The organism is Stappia sp., from assembly GCF_965276915.1.
Classification (GTDB): domain Bacteria; phylum Pseudomonadota; class Alphaproteobacteria; order Rhizobiales; family Stappiaceae; genus Stappia.
This window is the reverse complement of record NZ_OZ255709.1, coordinates 3,499,394-3,522,524: the sequence shown is the minus strand read 5'-3', so window position 1 is coordinate 3,522,524 and position 23,131 is coordinate 3,499,394. Positions and strand designations below refer to the sequence as shown.

Here is a 23,131-nt window from a genome sequence, read left to right as displayed (position 1 = left end):
CGGCGGGGCCGCGATAAACCGTTTTGCATGAGCACGCCCCGGACAGATTCTCCCGCAGTCGACCGATCCCAGCCGGCCCGCGACGGCCGTCTCAGACTGGCGGTCGCACAGCTTAACCCCACGGTCGGCGATGTTGCCGGAAACCTGGCTCTGGTCCGCAAGGCCCGCGCGCAGGCCTCCGAGGCCGGCGCCGATCTGGTTCTCTTTTCAGAGCTGTTTCTCTCCGGGTATCCGCCGGAGGATCTCGTCCTCAAGCCGGCTTTCGTTTCGGCCTGCCGGGCAGCGCTCGAGCAACTGGCTGGCGAGACCGCCGATGGCGGCCCGGGCCTCATTGTCGGGCTGCCCTGGCGCGAGGGCGACAAGCTCCACAATGCCGTGGCGCTTGTCGATGGCGGCCGCATCGAGGGCGTACGGTTCAAGGTCGACCTGCCGAACTATGGCGAGTTCGACGAGAAGCGCGTTTTCCAGGCGGGCCCGCTGCCGGGGCCGGTCGGCTTTCGCGGCATCCGCCTCGGCATTCCCGTGTGCGAGGATGCCTGGTCCGACGAGGTCTGCGAGTGCCTGGCGGAGACGGGCGCGGAACTGCTGCTGGTGCCCAACGGCTCTCCCTTTTATGCCGGCAAGCCGGAGGTGCGGCTGCAGGTGATGGTTCAGCGGGTGGTCGAAACCAGCCTGCCGCTCGTCTATTGCAACCAGGTTGGCGGGCAGGACGAACTTGTCTTTGACGGCGGCTCCTTCGCGCTTCAGGCCGACCGCAGGCTTGCCTTCCAGATGGGCGAGTTCATCGACGAGATCGCGATCACCGACTGGCAGCGCTACAGCGACGGTACATGGGCCTGCGAGAGCGGCCCGAAGGCGGCGTTGCCGGACATGGATGCGGCGCGCTGGCAGGCCTGCGTGCTGGGCTTTCGCGACTATGTCGAAAAGAACCGTTTTCCGGGCGTGGTGCTGGGACTTTCCGGCGGCATCGACAGCGCCGTCGTCGCTGCGATGGCCGTCGATGCCCTGGGGGCCGAGCGGGTTCACTGCGTGATGCTGCCCTATCGCTACACCTCCAGCGAAAGCCTTGTCGATGCGCAGGCCTGCGCCGACGCGCTCGGCATGCGCTACGACACGGTGGCGATTTCCCCCGTGGTCGAAGGATTTTCCGCGTCGCTGAACAGGCTCTTCGCCGGCACCGAGGCCGGGGTGACGGAGGAAAACATCCAGTCGCGCACGCGCGGCACGATCCTGATGGCGATCTCCAACAAGTTCGGGGCGATGGTCGCGACGACCGGCAACAAGTCGGAGATGTCGGTCGGCTACGCGACGCTCTATGGCGACATGAACGGCGGCTTCAATCCGATCAAGGATCTCTACAAGACCCAGGTCTACCGGCTCGCCGCCTGGCGCAACGAGCATCGTCCGGACGGGCTGCTCGGCCCGCAAGGCGAGGTGATCCCGGTCAACATCATCACCAAGGTGCCGACGGCGGAGCTGCGCGAGAACCAGACCGACCAGGATTCGCTGCCGCCTTACGAGGTGCTCGACGACATTCTCGAATGCCTCGTGGAGAATGAGATGTCCGTCGGCGACATCGAGGCGCGCGGCCACGACCGGGCACTGATCCACCGGATCGAGCACCTGCTTTACATCGCCGAGTACAAGCGCCGCCAGTCGGCGCCCGGCGTCAAGATCACCCGCAAGAATTTCGGCCGCGACCGCCGCTATCCCATCACCAACCGCTTCCGCGACCGGAGCTGACGGGGGTAATCCCGCCCCTTCCGTCCGGTCCGGCTTCCGCTCTCCAGCCGCCAGGGGAGGCCCATGCGCCTCGACCGGTTTCGCCTCGTCACTATCCTTGCGCTCGGACAGATCGTCGGCTGGGGCACCACCTTCGACATGCCTGGCGTGCTCGGCCGCCTGATGGCCGACGATCTCGGCCTGTCCAACGCGCTCGCCTTCGGCGGGTTGACGGCGATGATGCTGGTCGGCGGCATCGCGGGCCCCTGGACCGGACGGTTGCTCGACCGGCACGGCGCGGCGCGGGTGCTGGCGGCGGGGGCAGCGATCATGGCCGCAGGCCTTGCCCTGATGAGCGTGGCCGAGGGGGTGGCACTCTATTTCGCTGCCTGGGTGATCATGGGCATCGGCGGCGCCTTCGGCCTCTCCGTGCCCTGCAACACCGCCGTCGTCGAGCGCGAAGGCCCGGGCGCGCGGCGGCTGATCGGCGTGCTGATGATCTTCACCGGCCTGTCGGCGGCCGTTTGCTGGCCGCTGTGGAGCCTGCTGGAGCAGGCTGTCGGCTGGCGCAGCGCGATGCTTGTCGCGGTTGCCGCGCAAGTCGTGCTTTGCCCGCTCTATCTGTTCGCGCTGCCGGCGCGCAAGGCGGCCACAACCGAGAGCACGGCCGCTGCCGCGGTCGAGCCGCTGGCCCTGACGCGGCGCGGATCGAGGCTTGCCTTCGCGCTCATCGCCTTCGTCACCATTGTCTTCAGCCTTGTGACCACGGGGCTTGCACCCTCGCTGATCGCGCTGCTGCAGATGGCGGGTGCATCGCCGGTGCTGGCGCTGCAACTGGGCTCGCTTCGATCGGTGCTCGGCATCTCCGCGCGACTGGTCGATCTGGTAGCGGGCCGCTGGGCGACGCCGGTGACCTCCGGCATTGTCGCGGCGGCTCTCCTGGTCGGCTCGCCGCTGATCCTGCTGTTCGCCGATGGTCGCTCGTCGCTGCTGTTCCTGTTCATCGCCTGCTACGGCTTCGGCTCCGGCATCTCCGCCCTGACACGGGCCCTGCTGCCGCTCAGCTATTTCTCGGCCAGCCGCTACGCCCGGGCGAGCGCCACCCTCTCGCTGCCCAGCAATGTCGCGATGGCTGCCGGACCGCTTCTGGTGACGCTGGCGCTCGACCATGGCGGCGTCGCGGGTGTCGTCGGCTATGCGACTGCGTTGTCCGCGCTGGCGCTGGCTGCGCTCGTCTGGCTGATGGTGATGGCATGGCGGGCGCCGGTGCACAGGGCAGGGGCGGCCGTACCCCGGTGATCCGGTCGACGGGCGCGGCATCCGGCGCGGTACTCGGGATATCTTCCTTGGGAAATTCCGCGACTTTCGCGTCATCGCCCGTTTCTCTATGCTGGAGGTCTCACGGTTTCCCTACCGAGCGTATTTCACCGACACCAGCAAGGCGCCTGATCCGCCGCCCGGCACCGCCCGTGCGGACCGGCGCCGCCTGACGGGGGGCAGGGTCGGTCATCCGCCCCACCGTTCGCCAAGACGTCGCAGGACGAACTCATGCCGTTTTTCAGTTTCATCAGGGACAATCTTCGCTGGCTGTTCGCCGGCCTGCTGCTGACATTCTTTTCCAGCTTCGGGCAGACCTATTTCATCTCGCTGGTGGCGGGCGAGCTGCGTGTGGAGTTCAATCTCAGCCATGGCGAGTTCGGCGGTCTCTACATGGCGGCGACGCTGCTGTCCGCGCTGTCGCTGACCTTTGTCGGCAAGCTGGTCGACAGCCAGCCGCTGGCGGTGGTCTCCGGGGGCGTGGTCGTGGCGCTGGCGCTGTTTTCCGCCGGCATGGCGGGCGTTTCCTCCGTCGCCATGCTGTTTGTTGTGCTTTATGGCCTGCGGCTGTTCGGGCAGGGGATGATGACCCATGTCGCGATGACCGCGATGGGGCGCTGGTACGACGCGCAGCGCGGTCGCGCGGTGTCTGTCGCCTCGCTCGGCATCCAGTGCGGGGAGGCAAGCCTGCCGCTGGTCATGGTGCTCCTGTCCGGCATCGTCGGCTGGCGCGGAGCCTGGTGGATCGGGGTGGGGGTGCTGCTTCTCGTCGCGCTGCCCGCCCTGATGATGCTCCTCAAGGTGGAGCGCATCCCGCGCGGCACCATCCACACCGACGAGCGCGCCGCGCCGCAGCGGCAATGGACCCGGGCCGAGGTGCTGCGCGATCCGGCCTACTGGGTGATGTCCGCGGGCACGCTGGCGCCGCCTTTCATCGGCACGACGATCTTCTTCCACCAGGTCTATCTGGTCGAGCTTCGCGGCTGGTCGATGGAGCTTTTCGCCTCCGCCTTCATGGCGATGTCCGCAATGACGATCACCTGCACGCTTCTCGCCGGTTATCTGGTCGACAAGGTGACCGCCTTGCGCCTGCTGCCCGTCTTCCTCATTCCGCTGGGGCTTGCCTGCGTGCTGCTTGGCACGGTGACGCATCCCGCCGCCGCCTTCGGCTTCATGGCGCTGCTCGGCATCAGCTACGGGTTCAGCTCGACGCTGTTCGGCGCGCTCTGGCCGGAAATCTACGGCTCGCGCAATCTCGGTTCGATCCGTTCCATCACGGTCGCCATGATGGTCTTTGCCTCGGCGCTTGGTCCGGGCCTCACCGGCTATCTGATCGACGCGGGCGTCGCCTATTCGGCCCAGGTCTATGCCATGGCACTCTACTGCCTCGTCGCCGCCCTGGCGCTGACACTGACATCGCGGCATGTGCGGCGGCGACAGGCGAGCGGCGGCGTTGCGGGCGGTGCGGCTTCCGGTTAAGAGGTGCCCATGAGTGTCACCGTTCGTTTCGCCCCGTCGCCGACGGGCTTCCTGCATATCGGCAATGCCCGCCCGGCCCTGATGAACTGGCTCTTCGCGCTGAAGAACCAGGGCCGTTTCATCCTGCGCTACGACGATACCGACCGGGAGCGCTCGACAGCCGAATTCGCCGATGCCATCGCCGGAGATCTCGGCTGGCTCGGCATCGCCCCGCACCAGAGCGTGCGCCAGTCCGACCGCATCGCGCTCTATGATGCGGCGGCGGAACGGCTGAAGGCGCAAGGCCTTCTCTATGCGTGCTACGAGACCTCCGACGAGCTCGAACGCCGCCGGGCGCGGGCGCGGGCGCTGGGGCGGCCGCCGGTCTACGACCGGGCCGGGCTGAAGCTTACGGACGAGGACCGGGTGCGACTGGAGGTGGAAGGGCGACGGCCGCACTGGCGTTTCCTGTTGCCCAACCATGACGGCGATCCCTTCGTGACGCGCCGGACCGAGATGGCGTGGGACGACCTTTGCCGGGGCGCGCAGAGCGTCGACCTCGCCTCGCTGTCGGATCCGGTGCTGGTCCGCGAGGACGGCAGCTATCTCTACACGCTGCCTTCCATCGTCGACGATATCGAGCTGGGGATCAGCCATGTCATCCGCGGCGAGGATCATGTGGCCAACACCGCCGTGCAGCTGGCGATCTTCGCGGCGCTTGGGGCCGCCGCACCGGTTTTCGCCCATCACAACCTGCTGACCACCGTCTCGGGCGAGGGGCTGTCCAAGCGCAAGGGCGCGCTGTCGCTGCGCTCGCTGCGGGAGGCGGGCGTCGAGCCAATGGCCGTTGCCTCGCTCGCGGTGCTGACGGGCACCAGCCATGCGATCGAGCCGGCCGACAGTCTGGAGACGCTTGCCGGCATGGTCGATCTTGCCGATGTTTCGCGGTCCTCGGCGAAGTTCGATCCGGACGATCTCGGACCGCTCAACGCGAAGCTGGTGCACGGGCTCGCCTTTGCCGATGTGGCCGGGCGGCTCGCGGCGTTGGGGATTGCCGGCGAGAAGGCCGAGGCGTTCTGGCTGGCAGTGCGGGAGAATTGCGCAACGGTGGGCGAGGCGGCGCGCTGGTGGACGGCGATCACCGATCCTGTCCGGCTGCCGGTCGATGCGGAGGACGCCGATTATGTGACGCTGGCGGCGAGCCTGCTGCCGGAAGAGCCTTTCGACGAGACCACCTGGGGTGCGTGGACCGGGGCGCTGAAGGCGCGTACCGGGCGCAAGGGGCGGGCGCTCTTCCTGCCCTTGCGCAAGGCGCTGACGGGCGAGGCGCACGGCCCCGACATGAAGGCGTTGCTGCCGCTTATTGGGCGACGAAATAGCGTGGGCCGACTATCCTGACATTGCGCTCTTCGGCCGGGAGCGCGGGGTCGGTCTCCGGCTCGACCGGCAGTATCGCGGCGACCGGCTTTTCCGGTTTCGCGGTGACGCCGAGAACCGGCAGCGTCGGCGAGGCCCGCACCGGGGCAAAGCCCAGTTCCATGTTCATCAACGTATCGGGATCGCGCCCGTGGGTGGCCGCCTCGATGGCTTCGGCGGCGACGCCCGACGGCGTCATGCCGCTCCGCAATCCGTCGACGCCCATGCCGCCGGTCGGTTGTCCGTCGCGCAGATAGGTGAGTGCCTCGTCGTCGCCGCTGCGGATCAGGCTTGCCATCGTCTTGCGATCGCTCGAGGCCGACTGGCACCCGCAACCCTCGACATAGGCGGTGCGAAAGCGGTTGGCATTGGGCAGGTCCGCATAGGGCATGCCCTCGACCGAGACGAGGTTTTCGACCGTCTCGCCGGGATTGCGGTGAACGAAAAGCTGAGCCTCGACCGCCGGGCACATGGACCGGCACACGGCGGCGTCGCGACCGAACCCGTCCTGGCTGGTGGAGAAGCTGACCGGAAAGTAGAAGCCGTCGCAGGTGCGCACGCACATGGTCCGGTAGGTGGGGCCGCTTGCCCGGCGCGTGGTGAAGGCGGGCTCCGAGGAGGCGCGGACGCGCGCGGTGGAGCGGGTGCCCGCCTCCTCGCGCAGGGCCACGTCCTGGACCGGCGGCTCGCTGCCGCGCCCGATGCCGAACAGGGCGAGGAACCCTCCGCCGGAGCGCGAACTTGCCCGGATGCCCGGCGTGTCGCCGGCGGCGGCCTGCCGTGTCCCGCCGCAGCCCTGGCGGCGCAACGCGGCGCGCAGCTTGCTCTTGCGCGATGCCGCGCCCGGTGTGGCGTGGCGGTCGCGTTGCCGCTCGATGCTGGCCAGGTTGGAGCGCATGCGCTTGATCTTGTCGCCAAGTCCCGAGCAGGAGCCGGCGGAGGAGGCCGCACAGCCAAGATGGCGGTAGTCGCGCTGCGCAAGGCCGAGAGCCTTGGACTGGTCGCGTGCGGCGGCATCCCATTTGCGGAATTCCGGCGATTTCGCCGATCCGGCGGAAACGCGCTGCAAGTCGGCCTGGAGCGCCGTGCAACTGGCGGAGAGCGCCGGGCCGGCCGTCATGACGAGCATGGCGGCGGCGGCGAAGCTCCGCATCAGCCCTGTCGATCTTGTTGCGATCGGTGCCATACCGGTTTCCGCTGTGCCTTCGGCGCCTGGCCCAGGCGCGGGACCTTCCCTGTGGCGGGTTCGCTGACCCGCGCGGCGGAGGGCCGGCCGGAGCCCGCCGCCAGCGGCCCGGTCAGGACCGGGCTCTTGCCTTGCCTGAACTATGGCTGCGGGCGCTCCCCAAACACAAGGAAAGCCTCGAATTTTAGTAAACTCGCGCCTAACCGGCCGCGGTCTCGCCGGTGGTCGCGGCCTCGCGCTGAAGGTTGGCGCTGAGCAGTTCCGCCTGCCGTGTCAGACGGGTAAGCAGCCGGTCGAGCAGGGCGCGCTCGCCTTCGTCGAGAGGATGGAGAAGCGCATCGACGAACTTTCGCGCCTCCGGAACGAGCGAGCGATAGACCTCGGTGCCGCGCGGTGTCAGGTCGAGGAAGCTTTCGCGCATGTCCCGCGTGTTGGCGGTGCGAAGGATCATGTGCCGCGCCTCCAGCGCGGCGGCGGCGCGCGAGACCTTGGTCTTGTGCATGCGGCTGTGCTGGCCGATCTCCTTGGCGGTCATCGCGCCGAACTGCCCGAGCGTTGCCATGATGCGCCATTCGGGTACCGAAATCCGGTACCGGCGGCGATAGATGCCGGCCAGCGACTGGCTGGCGGTCTCCGCCAGCACGTTCAACCGGTAGGGAAGAAAGCCTTCCAGTTCGAGCAGGGTCTTGTCTTGCGTCATGCCGAGGGTCCGCAGCGGGGAGTGATGACGGCTGACGATGCAATCAGCGCGCGTATGATTGCAATTGTAACCAGTTGCGTCACAGACGGGCAAGGGTCTGGCGGAAAGCCCTGCTGCCATGCGACCGGTGGGCGCAGGCGCGGCGCTTGCCTGTCAGTCGCCGGCGTGGCACTCAGGTTCGACCGTCGATGCCGGTCGCCCGTAGGAGCGGCCCCGGCGAGCAGGAGGCGACAGGCAGCATGGCAGGTTCACCATCGACATCCGGCGAGGCCGGTTCCGCGGGCAGTGAACGCCGGGGAACGCCGCCGCAGAGCGGCGCTTTGGTCTGGACCGTTCTCACCCATGTGCTGTTCCTGCCACTCGCCGGCGCATTCCTGCCGATGCTCATGTTCGGGGCCGGACCGCAGGGCGGCTTTCAGGTGTCCGCCACCGGCGTGACCGTTGCCCTTGCCCTGGTCATCGCAGCCCTGCACGGCTTCGGCTGGTATCTTGCCGGGCGGGCCGGCGAGCGGCGGCTGCAATATGCGGTCCTGCTGCTGGGGGCAACGAGCCTCGCCTCGCTCGTTTTTCTTGCGACGCCGTCGCCGCTGGTCGGCCTGGTGCACATTGCCGGTCTTTTCTTCTGACACCGGTTTGCTTGCGGGGGTTGCTCCCTGCGCCCATATGGGAAAAGCACACCACCGGGAGTTCATGATGATCGCACGCTTTCTTCGCGCCGCCCTGCTTGCCGCCGCCGCACTGGTGGCCATCGCCCAACCGGCCTATTCGGCGGACGAGCCGGATCTGATCTTCAAGAAGTCGACGGTGTGGAAATTCCTGACGCCCGACCACAAGCTGGCGACCTACGCGGTTGACGATCCGCTGGTCGAGGGGGTCGCCTGCCATTTCACCGTTCCCGAAAAAGGCGGCGTCTCCGGCTGGCTTGGCGTTGCCGAGGAAGTGTCCGACATCTCGCTTGCCTGCCGCCAGGTGGGACCGGTTACGTTCACGGCGAAGTTCGAGCAGGGCGAGGAGATGTTCCGCCAGCGCCGCTCCTTCATGTTCAAGAAAATGCGGATCGTGCGCGGCTGCGATACCAAGCGCAACGTACTCGTCTATCTCGTCTATTCGGACAAGATCATCGAGGGCAGTCCCAAGAATTCGACCTCGACGGTGCCGATCATGCCCTGGGGCGAGGCGGCCGCGCCGCGCTGCGCCGACTGGCTGGACGACTGATCCTTCGGCACCTGCCCGGTCATCGGCCTTCGCTCACCCGGTTTGGTTCATCCCTTCGATCACCCCGTGCCGGCCAGTTCCTGCCAGCCAGTTCCTGCCGGTAACGCCGATGCGAGCGCGCACGGATCCCGGCACGGGCGCGAAGGCGCGATCCGGCTCAGGAGGCCGTTTCCAGGGTCTTGAGGCCGAGCGTTGTTTCCGGCGGGCAAAAGTGCTTCTGCAACAGCGCCAGAACGTCCTGCGCGACCTCGCTGTCGAGGCTGTAGTAGATTGTCGTGCCTTCGCGCCGGGTCCGCACAAGGCCCTGGGCGCGCAACAGGGCCAGTTGCTGCGAGACGGTGGGCATGCGCATGCCGGTCAGATCGGCGAGTTGACCGACATTGGTCTCGCCGTTGGACATGTGGCACAAGAGCATCAGGCGCGGTGCGGAGGCGAGCATCTTGAGAAAGCCCGCCGCATCTTCGGCCTTTTCCTGAAGAGCGTTGATCATTCCTGTCCTTCCCGAATGCCTGTCGGCCGGCTTGCGGTTTGACGCGCGATCCTGCAATCACGCCCCAGTTTCGGGTCCGAATGTGGCCTCTTCGAGAGGAGCCTCAGGCATCTGCAATTCGAAGTCGCGACATTAGAGGCGAACAATCGGGCGGAAGCAAGATATCAGCGAATGCTAAAAGACGAACCCTTGGCAGGAATCGCAATAGAGCACACGTTTTCGCTGTAGGAACACGTGGAGTGTGCCGCAATGCGCTGCGAGATGTCCCGATCCGCACCGCCCGAGAGCACGAAAAGCGCGACCGGAGACAGCAACACGGCACCGAAGAGAATCGCCGCAACCATCTGGCGGCAGGTCGAGACGCGGGCAGGGGAGGACTTGGACATGGCGGGCTCCGATACGCAGGAGTTGATCATGGCGCGATCATGCCCGTTCGCATCTGAACCCGTTCTGAGCCGCCCCTTTATCCGCCGTTCAGATTGGTAAACCGCGCCGCCCGGTGCCGCCGCGCGGGCTGTGCGCATTGACAGCGGCCATTGGCTCGCCACTATCGCGGCCATGAAGTTCCTCGCCATATCCGGCAGCGCCCGGGCCGGTTCCACCAATACGGCGCTGCTGCGGGCCTTGCAGGACGCCGTGCCCCGGGGAATCGAGCTCTCGGTGTTTGACGGGGTCGGACGCCTGCCGGTGTTCTCGCCGGACCTTGACGGCCCGAACCCGCCGGACGCCGTGCGCCGGTTCATGCGGATGATCGAGGACAGCGACGGGCTGATCGTCTCCAGTCCGGAATATGTGCGCTCCATTCCCGGCGGGCTGAAGAACGCCATCGACTGGCTCGTGTCGGGAGAGGCGATCGTCGACAAGCCCGTCGCCCTTGCCCATGCCTCTCACAGGGGCGATGACATGCTGGAAAGCCTGCGCGCGGTTCTTTCGACGGTCAGCGGACGTTTCACGTCCGATATCTTCCTGCGGCTGCCCTTGATGAAGATGGAGCCGGCGGAGATATCGCGGATCGTCGGGAGCCCCGAACATCGCAGCCAGGTGCAGGCCTACCTTCAGGCTTTCGCGCTCTTTTGCGCGGACGGCACGAAGCCCGCTGGGGGCTCCATGCCGTTTTGAGGCCATCCGTTCCGCGGGAACGCCCTAAAGATCCGTCGGCCGCAGCGAGGCGATCGCCTTGGCCAGAACCTTGTCGCGTTCATAGATGTCGCGGCGGAAATGCACCGAGCCGTCCTTGTTCACCCAGGCCGTCAGGTAGGTGAGATGCACGGGTAGGGGAGTGGCCAGCTTGATCACCCGGCGCTGACGGGTGTCGCGGGCCGCCTCGAGCTTGCGCTTGTCCCAGCCGTCGGGGGCAAGCAGCGCCTCGCCGAGCGCGAAGGGATCCTCCGCGCGGATGCAGCCGTGGCTGAACGAGCGTTGGGCGCGGGCGAACAGGGCCTTGGACGGCGTATCGTGGATGTAGATGTTGAACGAATTGGGGAACATGAACTTGATGCGGCCGAGCGCATTGTTCTCGCCCGGGTCCTGGCGCAGCGTGAAGGGGAAGCTGCGACGGCTGTAGCTGCCCCAGGTGACCGACCAGGGGTCGATCTCGCGATTGCCGGAAAAGACGCGGATGCCCTTGGCAGCGAGCGCGCCGGGATTGCCCTGCAGCATCGGCAGGTATTCCTTCGTGGCGATGGAATAGGGCACCGTCCAGTACGGGTTCACCTCCGCATAGGTGATCTGGTCGGAAAAGACCGGCGTGGCGTGATAGGGCTTGCCGACCACGACCCGGGTGGTGTGGATGGTCTTGTCATTGTCGACGACCTTCAGGTTCTGGTCGGCGAGATTGACGAAGACGTAGCGGCGGCCGAGATCGTCGGGCATCCAGCGCCGGCGCTCCATGTTGAGTTCCATCTGGTCGATGCGCGTGCCGATCGGCACGTTGATCTCGGCCAGGGTGTTCTTGCCGATGACGCCGTCGACGGCCAGCCCGTGGCGCTCCTGGAAAAGCTCCACCGCCTCGACAAGAGCCCCGTCATAGACATCGCCGGCATGCGTGCCTGCGGTGAACAGGTCCTGTTCGGCGAGGCGTGCGCGCAGGGCCTCAAGCCGCGTGTCGGTCATGCCCGGCTTCAGGGCCTCGCCATCGGGAATGACGGTGAAACCGCCGGACTTTTCCTTGTTCCGGTAGTCGGCGAGCGCTGTCTTGAGACGTGCGTAGTTGGGCGTGTTGGGCGAAAGGCTGTCGAGGGCAAGGGCGAAATCCTCGCCGGATTCCACGAATTCCAGCAGCACGGCCGGGTCGGGCGCCCTGGGGAAGAGGTTGAGGGACTTGTTGACCTCGTTCGGCTTCACCCGGCCGGCCGTCAGGTGGTTGGCGTAGGAGACGAACGTGTTCGAAAGGGCCACCTCGAGGGTGGCGAGATCGTCCACGCCGGCCGCGCTGCCGGCCATCGCCTGGAGCCGCTCGGCGTCGTAGTCGGCCGGGTCGAGCGCATGTTGCGCGGCTGTCTCGAAGGCCTTCAGCAGCATTTCCCCATGCGGGTTGAGCCCGGCATCGGTGACCCAGAGCGGCTGGAATATGCGCCCCTCGTAAAAGCCGGAAATACCGAGTTCCAGTTCATCCTCGCTGCCGGCATTGAAGGCGGCGTCGAGCATCACCGTGGTGTTGGTGGAGAGCTCGCGGGCAATGGCCATCGCCAGCGGATCCGTGGGAAGGGCGGCAGACGATGCCTCGGCCTCTGCCGTGTTGGCCTGAGCCGTGTCGGCGGAGGGGGCTCCGGTCGGGGCAGTCTCCACCGGCAGCGCCGACTGGGCGAAGGCCGGACCGGTGCCGGCGCCAAGGAGCAACGCCAGGGCAAGGCCGGCGATCGTTGCCGGCACGCCGCGCCGGCGGTCTCCCGGCGTCGTGGCATTGGCGCTTTCGAACTGGCTCATGAAAACCTCCCCTTCATATGGCTGACTCGCACCGGCAATATGGCACGCGTCCCACAACGCCAGTGTGATGCAGGACACGTGTCGCGCACCAGCAAAAAGCCTGCCGAAGGGGCATCAAGCTGCCCTTTGCGGCTTGACCGGGGCGGGCAAACGGGTCAGAACCATGATCATGACAACGGCCACCCGGATGACGATTTCGATTCTCATTATTTGCAGCTAGCGACAAAGCTGGCTGTGGCCGTTCCCTCATGCGTGATGCTCTCCGACACGGGAGATTGAGACGGACGCCCCGGCCAGCCGGCCAGGAGACGACCGATCATGCCTTCCGCTCATCGATTGAAGCTGACCAACACGCTGACCCGCACGAAAGAGGATTTCGTGCCGGAGGACGCCGGCAACGTGCGCATGTATGTGTGCGGGCCAACCGTCTACGACTATGCCCATATCGGCAATGCCCGGCCCGTCGTCGTCTTTGACGTGCTCAACAGGCTGCTGCGCCATATCTACGGTGCCGAGCACGTCACCTATGTGCGCAACATCACTGACGTCGACGACAAGATCAACGCGCGTGCCCTGCGCGACTATCCTGCGCTTGCCCTCAACGAGGCGATCGCGGAGGTCACGCGAAAGACGGCCGACCAGTTCCATGCCGATGTGAAGGCGCTGGGCTGCCTGGAGCCGGATTTCGAGCCCCGCGCCACCCAGCACATCGCCGGCATGATCGAGATGATCAACACGCTGATCTCCCGGGGACATGCGTATCAGGCCGGCGGCGAGGTGCTGTTCGACACCGCCTCGATGCCCGCCTATGGCGACCTCTCCAGGCGCAACCTGGAAGACCAGAAGGCTGGCGCGCGGGTCGCCGTCGATGCTCACAAGAAGAGCCCCGGCGACTTCGTCCTGTGGAAGCTTTCCTCCGGCGACGAACCGGGCTGGGACAGCCCCTGGGGGCGGGGGCGTCCCGGCTGGCATATCGAGTGCTCGGTGATGAGCGCCCATCATCTCGGACCCGTCTTCGACATTCACGGCGGCGGGCTCGACCTGATCTTCCCGCATCACGAGAACGAGATCGCCCAGTCCTGCTGCGCCCATGGCACCCAGCTGATGGCGCGTTACTGGCTCCACAACGGCTTCCTGCAGGTGGAAGGCGAGAAGATGTCGAAATCGCTCGGCAACTTCATCACCCTGCACGACCTTCTGGAGACGGAGAAGGTGGGGGGGCGGAAGTGGCCGGGCATGGCGATCCGCCTCGTCCTGCTGATGACCCAGTACCGCCAGCCCCTCGACTTCACCGAAAAGGCGCTGGAGGAGGCGGAAGGCCTGCTGCAGAAGTGGGACGACCTCCTGTCGCGATCCGGCGTCGTCGCGACAGCCGGCGCGGAACCTGCGGCCGAGTTCCTCGAAGCCATGGTCGACGACCTCAACACGCCGCGTGCGCTGGCCGTCCTTCACGGACTGGCGCGCGATGCGCGGGGCGGGGACGCAGAGTCGGCGCAGGCGCTTGCCGACGCGCTGGCGTTCCTCGGCTTTGACCTTGCCGCTATCCGCAAGGCCGTCGATGCCGGCCGGCCCACCGCCGCCGATCCGGCACTTGCCGCAAGGGTCGATGCGCTGATCGCGGAACGCAACGCGGCGCGGGAGGCGAAGGACTGGGGCGAGGCGGACCGCATCCGCGACCTGCTCGCCGCCGAGGGCGTCGTACTGAAGGACACGAAGGACAAGGCGACCGGCCTCGTCGAGACAAGCTGGGAGATGGCGCAGTGATTGTGCCCCGAACTCCTTCCTCCTCTTGAGGGGGAGAGATGCGGGCGAAGAGGGGTAACTCGCACATCAGGTGGTCGAGAACGTTTCCCCCCTCTGTCTCCTGCGGAGACATCTCCCCCTCAAGGGGGGAGAGGGGCGCGGGGGACGGGATGACTGTCCTTCGGCAGGTCTGCGACGGCTGCAGGGCATGGAAGTGACGGGCGGTTCGAGCGGTGCCACAACCTCCATTCTCCCCCCCCTTGAGGGGGAGAGGGGTGCGGGGGACGGGATGACTGTCCTTCGGCAGGTCTGCGACGGCTGCAGGGCATGGAAGTGACGGGACGGTTCGAGCGGTGCCACAACCTCCATTCTCCCCCCCTTGAGGGGGAGATGTCGGCGATAGCCGACAGAGGGGGGAATGTCGGGGCCGGAATGGGGGCAGGGGGCTGGGCAGGGCATGGCGCGACAGGAGCAAGCAACCCGCCTGCGAACCAATGCCAAGCGCCTGCGCAAGGACATGACCGGAGCGGAGCGCCGTCTTTGGAATGTGCTCAGGGCGCACCGTCTCGAAGGCATAGGATTTCGCCGGCAGATGCCGATTGCCGGCTATATCGTCGATTTCGCGGCACCGGCCCACCGCGTGATCGTTGAACTGGACGGGTCGCAGCACGGCGAAATCAACGGTCTTCGGGCTGACAGGCGGCGCGACCTGCGACTTGAGGAGCTTGGATGGACGGTGCTCAGGTTCTGGAATGTGGATGTGATGAACGAACTGGACGGCGTCTGCAGGCGGATACTTGTCGAGTGTCAGTCAAAAGGCACTGGGCTCGAACCGAGCGGTGCCATACGGGAGAACGGACATGAGTGAAACTGAGACCCATACCGGCGGTTGCCAGTGCGGCGCTGTTCGCTTCCGCATTTCCGGGGCGCTGGGCCGTGCCTCGATCTGCCACTGCCGCATGTGCCAGAAGGCGTTCGGCGGCTTCTATGCCCCGCTTGTCGCCATCGACAAGGAGCAGATTGTCTGGACGCGCGGCGAGCCGGCGCATTTCCGCTCCTCCAACCACGTCGCGCGCGGGTTCTGCGCTGCATGCGGCACGCCGCTCACCTATGAGGAGCCGGGAAACACGATGGCGGTTGCCATCGGCGCCTTCGACGCGCCGGGCGGCATCGTGCCGACCATCCAGTACGGAGTGGAGGGCAAGATCGCCTCTGTCGACCACCTGGCCGGCCTGCCGAGCCTGAAAACCATCGAGGATTTGGAAAACGCCGGTTTTCTGGCCGACATCCGCTCCAACCAGCACCCGGACGAAGACACCGGTGACTGGCCGCCTGCCGACTGGCCCCAGGATGCGTGGTCGCATCCCCCCGGTCCGGCGCGGCGCGACTGACATGCCGCCGGCGGGGTTCGCCGGCGACAAGAGAGAAATCATCAGGACCGGCCTGAAGAGCCGGCGGCCCCAGGGATCACGATCATGACAGCGGAACGCCTCTACCTGTTCGACACCACGCTGCGCGACGGAGCGCAGACGGCGGGGATCGATTTCTCGGTGGAGGAGAAGATCGTGATTGCCGAGCTGCTGGAGCGGCTCGGCGTCGACTACGTCGAAGGCGGCTATCCGGGCGCCAATCCGACGGACACGACCTTCTTCGAGGAAAAGCGAACGAGATCTGCGACCTTCACCGCCTTCGGCATGACCAAGCGCGCCGGCCGTTCGGCTGCCAACGACCCGGGCCTCCAGACGGTGCTCGGTTCGGCGGCCGATGCGATCTGCCTTGTCGCCAAGAGCTGGGACTACCATGTGCGCGTCGCGCTCGGTTGCTCCAACGAGGAAAATCTCGTGTCGATCCGCGAGAGCGTCGAGGCGGTCGTTGCAAGCGGCCGCGAGGCGATGATCGACTGCGAGCATTTCTTCGACGGCTACAAGGCCAATCCCGACTATGCGCTGGCCTGCGCGAAGACGGCCTTCGAGGCGGGGGCCCGCTGGGTGGTCCTGTGCGACACCAATGGCGGCACGCTGCCGCACGAGGTCTCGGAGATCGTGCGGCTGGTGGGCGCCCATGTCCCCGGCGCGCGACTGGGTATCCATGCCCATGACGACACTGGCCATGCGGTCGCCAATTCGCTCGCCGCGGTGGCGGCCGGTGCGCGCCAGATCCAGGGCACGCTCAACGGGATCGGCGAGCGTTGCGGTAACGCCAATCTCGTCACGCTCGTGCCGACCTTGATGCTGAAGGCGCCGTTCAAGGACATGTTTACGCTTGGCGTGACGTCCGAGGGCCTGGCCGACATCACGGCGATCTCTCGGGCCTTCGACGAGATCGTCAACCGCTCGCCGAACCGCCACGCGCCGTATGTCGGCGAGAACGCCTTCGCCACCAAGGCCGGCATCCACGCGTCCGCGATCCTCAAGGAACCGGAGACCTACGAGCATGTGCCGCCGGAGACGGTCGGCAATCGCCGCCGGGTGCTCGTTTCCGACCAGGCCGGCAAGTCGAACCTGATCGGCGAGCTTGCCCGGCTCGGCATTTCGGTCGACAAGGCGGATCCGCGTCTCGACACGCTGCTCGCCGACGTCAAGGAGCGCGAGGCCCAGGGCTATGCCTACGAGGCGGCGGACGCATCCTTCGAACTGCTCGCGCGCCGCCGGCTCGGCGAGGTGCCGCGCTATTTCGACATCCATTCCTTCCGCGTCATGGTCGAGCGGCGCTTCAATGCGATCGGCGAACTGGTGACCGTGTCGGAGGCGGTGGTGAAGGTCGATATCGACGGCGAGACGCGCATGTCGGTGGCGGAAGGAAACGGCCCGGTCAATGCGCTCGACACGGCGCTCAGGAAGGATCTCGGCCGCTATCAGGATGTCATCGACGAGATGGAACTGACGGATTTCAAGGTGCGTATCCTCAATGGCGGCACCGACGCCGTCACGCGCGTCCTGATTGAGAGCCAGAACCGGCGCACGCATAAACGCTGGTTCACGATCGGCGTTTCCGGCAATATCGTCGATGCGTCTTTCCAGGCGCTGATTGATTCCCACACCTACACGCTGCTGAAGGCGGGCCGCTGACGGGCCTGCGGGCAGCTGCACCGGACCAGCTGATCATGACGACCTCCCCGGCGAGCGGGGCGGAGGATGCCGAAAGGCGCCTCGGCCTTGCCTTTGCACTTTCGGCCTTCCTGCTGTGGGGCTTCCTGCCTGCCTATTACAAGTGGACGGCCGCGATCCCGGCCGATCTGGTGGTTGCTCACCGGATCCTCTGGTCCGTGCTGTTCCTGGCGATCTTCCTGGGCCTGCGAGGCCGGCTGGGGGAGGTTGGGGCGATCCTGCGCGATCCCGCGACGCTTTCCAAGCTGACGCTGTCGGCCGCGGTCATCTCGATCAACTGGCTGGTGTTCATCTGGGCGGTGGAGCGTGGCCGCATCCTTGAGGTGAGCTTCGGTTATTTCGCCAATCCGCTGGTCTCCGTCGCCATCGGCATGATCGTGCTGAAGGAGACCTTGAGCCGCTGGCAGGCCATTGCCATCGGGCTTGCCACCGTCGCGGTGGGCGTCCAGGCGCTGGCGCTGGGCGGTTTTCCCTGGGTGTCGATGGCGCTGGCCTTCTCCTTCGCCTCGTATGGCTATCTGCGCAAGACGGTGGCCGTCGGCGCCTCGCCGGGGCTGATGGTCGAGGCCATCGTGCTGGCGCCGCTGGCGCTGGCCTATCTGGTCTATGCCGGGATGTCCGGCGGCGGGGCGGCCATGGCCGACGTGCTGCCGGTCGACAGGCCGGGCCTGTTCATGCTGCTGATCGGGACCGGCGTGGTGACGGCGGTGCCGCTGGCGCTGTTTGCCGCCGGGGCGCGGCGCCTGTCGCTGACGGCGGTGGGACTGATGCAATACATCGCCCCGAGCATCCAGTTCCTGCTGGCGCTCTATGTCTATGGCGAGGAGGTGGTGCCGGTGCGTTTGGCCACGTTCGGCCTGATCTGGGTGTCGCTGGCGATCTTCACGACCGACACGCTCTATCGCCACGAGCGTCGCCGAAAGTGACGCTGGGTCACAAATCCCATTGGAATGATTGCCGATTTTAAACTTGACTCTTTTTCTCATATTTTTAGGTTGCGCTCGAGCCACCAGCATCCGGGAGCAGGGTGCGGGGCCACGATACAGCCAGCCGACTTTCTCGCAGCCCTGTCTGCCTGAGACCGCCAGCGACCCCAATCGCAACAATGGAGGCTCATGTGAGCAGGACACGATATCGCGGCGGGCAGACCGCGTTGGTGGTTGTCTGGATGGCCGCGCTGTGCGGCACGCCGTTTTCGGCAATGGCCCAGGACAGCGGAAACAACGAGGATGGCGAGGCGGCGGCAGGCGGCCGGACCCTGCTCCAGCGCATCACCGTCCCCTGGACGAATTTCGAGACGAACCCATACGGCCGGCCGGTCGCCGGCAGCTACACATCGGGGGAGGACCTGCAGGACCGCTTCGGCGGCGATGTCAACGAGGCGCTGCGTTCCAATGCCGGCACCTTCACACGCCAGTCCTCGGACCAGCCGGGCATCACGCCCAATATCCGCGGATTGCAGGGGCAGAGCCGGGTCAACGCGACCATTGACGGCGTGCCGCAGACCTTCACCAACCTGTCGGGCCACGGCGGCACCTTCGACAATTTCGTCTATGTCGACCCGAACCTGGTCGCCGGCATCGGCGTGACGCGGGGCCCGAGCACCGGTGCCGAGGGCATGGGCGCGCTGGCCGGCGCCGTCAATTTCCGCACGCTGGAGGCCGAGGACGTGTTGCGCCCGGGCAAGGCGTTCGGCGCGATGACCACATGGCGGGCCGGCACCAACGCGTATGGCTGGTCGGGCATGAGCGCGGCGGCCGCGCGGGCCGCGTTCTCCGAGGGCGAGATCAGTGTCATCGGCGCCTACAGCCTTTCCGAGTTCAACCACTATGACAATGGCGATGGCGACAAGGTGCCGTTCAACCCCTCGCAGATGCCGCAATCCGGCCTGTTCAAGGTGGCGGTGTCGCCCAATGCCAATCACCGGCTGAAGCTCGGCGGACGCTGGTATTCCAACGCCTTTTTCGTCCAGAGCGGGGGCTATGACTGGTCGATCGACAACCAGACCTACACCGCCAATTACGAGTACACGCCGGGCAATGACTGGTTCGACCTGCGCGCCAATGCCTATCACAACATCACCGAGGTCGCCTTCGACGGCATCGGCGGCACGTTCTCGGGCCGAAGCGGCACCCAGACGGGCACCGGCTTCGACGTGACCAATACGAGCCGGACGGAACTCGGCGAGATCGGCCTGCGCTTCAACTACGGCTTTGCCTTCTCGCATGACGACTACGAGGGCAACGACCAGCGCGGCGCCAATCCCGACGGGACGCTGATCAAGTCGGGCACCTTCGCCGAGGCGGTTGCCTCCTACGGGATCTTCGACCTGACGCTGGGCCTGCGCTACGACACCTGGAACATCGAGGGCGTGCGCGACTACGACGCGCCGGGAGCAGGCAGCTGCCCGCCCGGAGGAGCGGCCTGTCCGGTCGACATGGCGTCGCGGTCGGGTTCGGAATGGAACCCGCGCATCGGCCTCAGTGCCCGGGCGACGGACTGGCTGCAGCTCTATGCCAGCTACGGTCGCAGCTACCGGGCGCCGACGGCCTCGGAAATGTTCTATCCCGGCGGACACAATTTCAACGGCGTCGGCGATCCGATCGCGGGCAATCTCGATCTCGTTCCCGAAATCATGTGGGGGCTCGATATCGGCGCCAACATCACGGCTGAAAATCTCGTGATCGATGGCGACAGCCTCCGCTTCAAGCTTGGCTATTTCGACAACCGGATCGACAATTTCATCACCTATGGCCTCGACCAGAAGCCGGGCGAGCCGCGTCCGATCCCGCGCTGGGTCAATGTCTCCGGCAAGACCCGGATGAACGGCTTCGAGATAGAGGGCGGCTACGATGCCGGTTTCGCCTATGCCAATGTCGCGGTGACGCTGGCCGATACCGAGCAGCCCTTGCCCTATTTCGCCGGCATCGGCACGGATGTCGGCCGGCTGCCGGACGATTTCGCGACACTCGATATCGGTGCCCGCTTCCTCGACCGGACCCTTACGCTGGGCGGTCGCATGAACTATGTCGGCGACAGCGTCCAGGCCTTCGTCGACCAGCGCAACTCGATCCCGATCCCGAGCTACGTCACCGTCGATATCTATGGTTCCTGGCAGTTCAGCGAGCAGGGCAAGCTCTTTGCCTCGGTCGAGAATGTCGGCGATGTCTCCTATGTGGCGGCCAATGCGGGCTTCGCGGATTCCTATTCGGGCAAGGCGACCGGACGCGGGCGCACGTTCCTGGCCGGAGCCAGCCTGAAGTTCTGACCTGTCGCTTGTCCCCGCGAGTGACGTGAAGGGCGCCTCCCGCGAGGGGGGCGCCTTTTTTGTTCGGGCCGGGGCCTTGCCGTCGGCCGGCCGGTCTTCTAGAACTCGTCTCATCGTCAAATTACGATAGGACAAGGTCCCTTGGAAACGACTCACGCTGCCCGCGGCCGTGAGCGGCCCGCGCCGCCCGCTCCTTTGCCCGTCACGCTCCCTTCTGCCGAGGGCGAGCGGCTGGCGAGGGTCTTCAAGGCGCTTTCCCACCCGGTGCGGGTGGAGATCGTGTCGGCGCTGTCGGCCTGTGCGGGGGCCTGCTGCGGCGACATCGTCCGCAACCTGCCGCTTGCCCAGTCGACCGTCTCGCAGCATCTGGCCGTTCTCAGGGCCAGCGGCCTCATCGAGATGCGCGGGGAAGGGCGCTGCTGCCACTACCGGCTTGCGAGCGACGCGCGGGTGCTTGTCGAGACCGCCATTCGCCAGGTTTTCGCCGCGCGCGGATGCGTCGGCCTTGCACCCAACACGGAGCAGGCACCTGCGGGCGCCTGTCGAAAGGACACGGAATGACCAGCCGACGCTCGGGCATTGCCCGGCCCGCGCCACAGATTTCTGCCGATGAGGTTTCCACCCTCAAGACGCTCGGACAGCTCTGGCCCTATATCTGGCCCTCGGAGCGGGGCGACCTGAAGATGCGCGTCGGCCTTGCCGTGCTGGCGCTGGTCATCGCCAAGATCGTCACGGTGTTCTCGCCCTATTTCTTCAAATGGGCAACCGATGCGCTGACGGTGGAAGGCGGCGATGCGGCCGCGTCCGGCGGGACGCTCGGGCTCGGCGTGCTTCCGGTCTGGCTGGTGGCGCCGGTGATGCTGGTCATCGCCTACAATGTCGCCCGGGTGCTGTTCGTGGGCTTCAACCAGCTGCGCGACGCGCTGTTTGCCCGCGTCGGCCAGCATGCCGTGCGCCAGCTCGCCTTTCTCACCTTCCGGCACCTGCATGCGCTGTCGCTGCGCTTCCACCTGGCGCGGCGCACCGGCGGGTTGTCGCGGGTGATCGAGCGCGGCGTCAAGGGCATCGAGAACATCGTCCGCTTCACCATCCTCAACGGCATTCCCACGATCATGGAATTCGGCGCCATGGCCGGGGTGATCTGGTTCCAGTTCGGCTTTGTCTACGTTGTCGTCGTTGCCGCGATGATCGTCGCCTACACCTGGTTCACGGTGCAGACCTCGAACTGGCGCATCGCCATTCGCCGGGAGATGAACGACAACGACACGGAGGCCAATTCCAAGGCCATCGACAGTCTGCTCAACTTCGAGACGGTCAAGTATTTCGGCAACGAGCAGATGGAGGCCGAGCGGTTCGACCGCTCGATGGCCGGCTACGAGAGCGCGGCGACGCGGACCTGGACGTCGCTTGCCTGGCTGAACTTCGGCCAGGCCGTCATTCTCGGCGGCGGAACGGCGATCTGTATGGTGATGTCGGCGCGCGCGGTGATGGCCGGAACCCAGACCATCGGCGATTTCGTCATGATCAACGCCTTGCTGCTGCAACTGTCGATCCCGCTCAACTTCATCGGCTTCCTCTATCGCGAGATCCGCCAGGGACTGACCGACCTGGAGGCGATGTTCCAGCTGCTCGGCCAGCCGGCCGAGATCACCGACCGGGCGGGGGCGAAACCGCTGGCGGTTGCGGGCGGCACCGTGCGGTTCGAGGACGTGGTGTTCCATTACGACGCCGACCGGCCCATCCTGAAGGGCATCAGCTTCGAGGTGCCGGCGGGGCGGACGGTGGCCATTGTCGGGCCGTCGGGTGCGGGCAAGTCGACGATCTCGCGGCTGCTCTTCCGCTTCTACGACGTCACCGGCGGGCGCATCACCATCGACGGGCAGGACGTGCGCGACGTCACCCAGGAAAGCCTTCGCAAGGCGACGGGCATGGTCCCGCAGGACACGGTGCTGTTCAACGACACCGTCGCCTACAACATCCGCTACGGCCGGCCCGACGCCAGCGATGCGGACCTGCGCGAGGCCGCCCGGATGGCGCAGATCGCCGACTTCATCGGGGCGCTGCCGCAGGGCTACCGGACGGAAGTCGGCGAACGCGGACTGAAGCTGTCGGGCGGCGAGAAACAGCGCGTCGCCATCGCCCGCACGATCCTCAAGGCGCCGCCGATCCTGATCCTCGACGAGGCAACCTCCGCGCTCGACACCCATACCGAGCGTGAGATCCAGGCAGCACTTGACCAGGTCTCGCGTAACCGCACGACCGTGGTCATCGCCCACCGGCTTTCCACCGTCGTCAATGCCGACGAGATCCTGGTGCTGGAGCAGGGGCGGATCGTCGAGCGCGGCCGCCACCAGGAGCTTCTGGCCGCGCAGGGGCTCTACGCCTCCATGTGGACGCGCCAGCAGGAGGCGAGCGAGGCGGAGGAGCGGCTGCGCGCCGCGCGCGAGAACGACACGGGCTTCGTCCTGCGCGGTCCGAGGGCCGGCGAGGAGGTGCCGGCGGAGTAAGCGGAGGAGCAACGACGGGCTGCCTCATTTTCCGCGACGGATTGATTTTGCCGCGCTCTCCGGTGCAAAAGGGGCGG

At 66.4% G+C, this 23,131-nt stretch carries 20 protein-coding genes; 15 read left to right on the top strand and 5 right to left on the bottom strand.

The features are described 5' to 3' along the window. The first annotated feature begins 27 nt into the window (after positions 1 to 27). From ACQY46_RS16235 to ACQY46_RS16220, 4 genes are all read left to right on the top strand, one after another. Positions 28 to 1,743, top strand: coding sequence for an NAD+ synthase (locus tag ACQY46_RS16235; protein WP_428697057.1), 1,716 nt, complete (start codon positions 28 to 30; stop codon positions 1,741 to 1,743). Positions 1,744 to 1,806: 63 nt separating this feature from the next. Beyond that, entirely contained in the window at positions 1,807 to 3,021 is a 1,215-nt protein-coding gene (locus tag ACQY46_RS16230) for an MFS transporter (protein WP_428697056.1), read from the top strand. Positions 3,022 to 3,270: 249 nt separating this feature from the next. Further along, positions 3,271 to 4,518 (top strand): MFS transporter, encoded by a 1,248-nt coding sequence (locus ACQY46_RS16225; RefSeq protein ID WP_428697055.1) that lies wholly within the window; start codon positions 3,271 to 3,273, stop codon positions 4,516 to 4,518. A gap of 9 nt (positions 4,519 to 4,527) precedes the next feature. Beyond that, entirely contained in the window at positions 4,528 to 5,895 is a 1,368-nt protein-coding gene (locus ACQY46_RS16220; RefSeq protein WP_428697054.1) for a glutamate--tRNA ligase, read from the top strand. On the opposite strand, the gene ACQY46_RS16215 is transcribed toward ACQY46_RS16220, so the two are convergent. Next, entirely contained in the window at positions 5,858 to 7,099 is a 1,242-nt protein-coding gene (locus ACQY46_RS16215) for a DUF2865 domain-containing protein (protein ID WP_428697053.1), read from the bottom strand. The two genes, ACQY46_RS16220 and ACQY46_RS16215, sit on opposite strands and share 38 nt — an antisense overlap. Before the next feature lie 199 nt (positions 7,100 to 7,298). After that, the gene (locus tag ACQY46_RS16210; RefSeq protein ID WP_428697052.1) at positions 7,299 to 7,799 is read right to left on the bottom strand and encodes a MarR family transcriptional regulator; all 501 of its coding nucleotides are present in this window, start codon (positions 7,797 to 7,799) and stop codon (positions 7,299 to 7,301) included. 239 nt (positions 7,800 to 8,038) lie between these two features. Between ACQY46_RS16210 and ACQY46_RS16205 the strand changes: the two genes are divergently transcribed. Then, the gene (locus tag ACQY46_RS16205) at positions 8,039 to 8,425 is read left to right on the top strand and encodes a hypothetical protein (protein WP_428697051.1); all 387 of its coding nucleotides are present in this window, start codon (positions 8,039 to 8,041) and stop codon (positions 8,423 to 8,425) included. Between the two features lie 67 nt (positions 8,426 to 8,492). After that, positions 8,493 to 9,014, top strand: a complete 522-nt coding sequence (locus ACQY46_RS16200) for a CreA family protein (protein ID WP_428697050.1) — start codon at positions 8,493 to 8,495, stop codon at positions 9,012 to 9,014. Positions 9,015 to 9,171: 157 nt separating this feature from the next. Here ACQY46_RS16200 and ACQY46_RS16195 read toward each other — a convergent pair whose 3' ends face one another. Both ACQY46_RS16195 and ACQY46_RS16190 read right to left on the bottom strand, forming a co-directional pair. After that, complete coding sequence (locus ACQY46_RS16195; RefSeq protein ID WP_306028794.1) at positions 9,172 to 9,504, bottom strand: ArsR/SmtB family transcription factor; 333 nt, start codon at positions 9,502 to 9,504, stop codon at positions 9,172 to 9,174. Positions 9,505 to 9,668: 164 nt separating this feature from the next. Next, positions 9,669 to 10,064 carry a hypothetical protein gene (locus ACQY46_RS16190; RefSeq protein WP_428697049.1) on the bottom strand — a complete coding sequence of 132 codons (396 nt, stop codon included), beginning with the start codon at positions 10,062 to 10,064 and terminating at the stop codon, positions 9,669 to 9,671. On the opposite strand from ACQY46_RS16190, the gene ACQY46_RS16185 reads away from it, so the two are divergent. Further along, positions 10,063 to 10,623: an NADPH-dependent FMN reductase gene (locus tag ACQY46_RS16185; RefSeq protein WP_428697048.1), complete on the top strand. Its 561-nt coding sequence runs from the start codon at positions 10,063 to 10,065 to the stop codon at positions 10,621 to 10,623. The two genes, ACQY46_RS16190 and ACQY46_RS16185, sit on opposite strands and share 2 nt — an antisense overlap. Before the next feature lie 24 nt (positions 10,624 to 10,647). Here ACQY46_RS16185 and ACQY46_RS16180 read toward each other — a convergent pair whose 3' ends face one another. Next, entirely contained in the window at positions 10,648 to 12,429 is a 1,782-nt protein-coding gene (locus ACQY46_RS16180) for a L,D-transpeptidase family protein (protein ID WP_428697047.1), read from the bottom strand. Positions 12,430 to 12,747: 318 nt separating this feature from the next. On the opposite strand from ACQY46_RS16180, the gene cysS reads away from it, so the two are divergent. The 8 genes from cysS to ACQY46_RS16140 all read left to right on the top strand — a co-directional run bounded on the left by cysS (position 12,748) and on the right by ACQY46_RS16140 (position 23,054). Beyond that, positions 12,748 to 14,193 carry a cysteine--tRNA ligase gene (cysS, locus tag ACQY46_RS16175; RefSeq protein WP_428697046.1) on the top strand — a complete coding sequence of 482 codons (1,446 nt, stop codon included), beginning with the start codon at positions 12,748 to 12,750 and terminating at the stop codon, positions 14,191 to 14,193. Between the two features lie 436 nt (positions 14,194 to 14,629). Then, entirely contained in the window at positions 14,630 to 15,040 is a 411-nt protein-coding gene (locus ACQY46_RS16170) for an endonuclease domain-containing protein (RefSeq protein ID WP_428700507.1), read from the top strand. Continuing rightward, on the top strand, positions 15,033 to 15,563 hold the full coding sequence (locus ACQY46_RS16165; RefSeq protein WP_428697045.1) for a GFA family protein: 531 nt from the start codon (positions 15,033 to 15,035) through the stop codon (positions 15,561 to 15,563). The genes ACQY46_RS16170 and ACQY46_RS16165 overlap by 8 nt, the downstream gene beginning before the upstream one ends. A gap of 84 nt (positions 15,564 to 15,647) precedes the next feature. Continuing rightward, complete coding sequence (gene cimA, locus ACQY46_RS16160) at positions 15,648 to 17,240, top strand: citramalate synthase (protein WP_428697044.1); 1,593 nt, start codon at positions 15,648 to 15,650, stop codon at positions 17,238 to 17,240. Between the two features lie 35 nt (positions 17,241 to 17,275). Beyond that, on the top strand, positions 17,276 to 18,205 hold the full coding sequence (rarD, locus tag ACQY46_RS16155; RefSeq protein ID WP_428697043.1) for an EamA family transporter RarD: 930 nt from the start codon (positions 17,276 to 17,278) through the stop codon (positions 18,203 to 18,205). Between the two features lie 191 nt (positions 18,206 to 18,396). Then, a complete protein-coding gene (locus ACQY46_RS16150; RefSeq protein ID WP_428697042.1) occupies positions 18,397 to 20,547 on the top strand; it encodes a TonB-dependent receptor domain-containing protein in 2,151 nt (716 codons plus the stop codon). Between the two features lie 141 nt (positions 20,548 to 20,688). Beyond that, the gene (locus tag ACQY46_RS16145) at positions 20,689 to 21,108 is read left to right on the top strand and encodes an ArsR/SmtB family transcription factor (RefSeq protein WP_428697041.1); all 420 of its coding nucleotides are present in this window, start codon (positions 20,689 to 20,691) and stop codon (positions 21,106 to 21,108) included. Further along, positions 21,105 to 23,054: an ABCB family ABC transporter ATP-binding protein/permease gene (locus tag ACQY46_RS16140; protein WP_428697040.1), complete on the top strand. Its 1,950-nt coding sequence runs from the start codon at positions 21,105 to 21,107 to the stop codon at positions 23,052 to 23,054. Before ACQY46_RS16145 ends, ACQY46_RS16140 begins: the two co-directional genes overlap by 4 nt. Positions 23,055 to 23,131 lie beyond the last annotated feature (77 nt).

Bases quoted from the DNA above. Each gene is read 5' to 3' on its own strand.
- cysS (WP_428697046.1), top strand. From the start codon at position 12,748: ATGCCTTCCGCTCATCGATTGAAGCTGACCAACACGCTGACCCGCACG.
- rarD (WP_428697043.1), top strand. From the start codon at position 17,276: ATGACGACCTCCCCGGCGAGCGGGGCGGAGGATGCCGAAAGGCGCCTC.
- ACQY46_RS16215 (WP_428697053.1), bottom strand. From the start codon at position 7,099: ATGGCACCGATCGCAACAAGATCGACAGGGCTGATGCGGAGCTTCGCC.
- ACQY46_RS16170 (WP_428700507.1), top strand. From the start codon at position 14,630: ATGGCGCGACAGGAGCAAGCAACCCGCCTGCGAACCAATGCCAAGCGC.
- ACQY46_RS16195 (WP_306028794.1), bottom strand. From the start codon at position 9,504: ATGATCAACGCTCTTCAGGAAAAGGCCGAAGATGCGGCGGGCTTTCTC.
- ACQY46_RS16165 (WP_428697045.1), top strand. From the start codon at position 15,033: ATGAGTGAAACTGAGACCCATACCGGCGGTTGCCAGTGCGGCGCTGTT.
- ACQY46_RS16210 (WP_428697052.1), bottom strand. From the start codon at position 7,799: ATGACGCAAGACAAGACCCTGCTCGAACTGGAAGGCTTTCTTCCCTAC.
- ACQY46_RS16190 (WP_428697049.1), bottom strand. From the start codon at position 10,064: ATGGCCGCGATAGTGGCGAGCCAATGGCCGCTGTCAATGCGCACAGCC.
- ACQY46_RS16225 (WP_428697055.1), top strand. From the start codon at position 3,271: ATGCCGTTTTTCAGTTTCATCAGGGACAATCTTCGCTGGCTGTTCGCC.
- ACQY46_RS16200 (WP_428697050.1), top strand. From the start codon at position 8,493: ATGATCGCACGCTTTCTTCGCGCCGCCCTGCTTGCCGCCGCCGCACTG.
- cimA (WP_428697044.1), top strand. From the start codon at position 15,648: ATGACAGCGGAACGCCTCTACCTGTTCGACACCACGCTGCGCGACGGA.
- ACQY46_RS16220 (WP_428697054.1), top strand. From the start codon at position 4,528: ATGAGTGTCACCGTTCGTTTCGCCCCGTCGCCGACGGGCTTCCTGCAT.
- ACQY46_RS16230 (WP_428697056.1), top strand. From the start codon at position 1,807: ATGCGCCTCGACCGGTTTCGCCTCGTCACTATCCTTGCGCTCGGACAG.
- ACQY46_RS16185 (WP_428697048.1), top strand. From the start codon at position 10,063: ATGAAGTTCCTCGCCATATCCGGCAGCGCCCGGGCCGGTTCCACCAAT.
- ACQY46_RS16180 (WP_428697047.1), bottom strand. From the start codon at position 12,429: ATGAGCCAGTTCGAAAGCGCCAATGCCACGACGCCGGGAGACCGCCGG.
- ACQY46_RS16140 (WP_428697040.1), top strand. From the start codon at position 21,105: ATGACCAGCCGACGCTCGGGCATTGCCCGGCCCGCGCCACAGATTTCT.
- ACQY46_RS16205 (WP_428697051.1), top strand. From the start codon at position 8,039: ATGGCAGGTTCACCATCGACATCCGGCGAGGCCGGTTCCGCGGGCAGT.
- ACQY46_RS16235 (WP_428697057.1), top strand. From the start codon at position 28: ATGAGCACGCCCCGGACAGATTCTCCCGCAGTCGACCGATCCCAGCCG.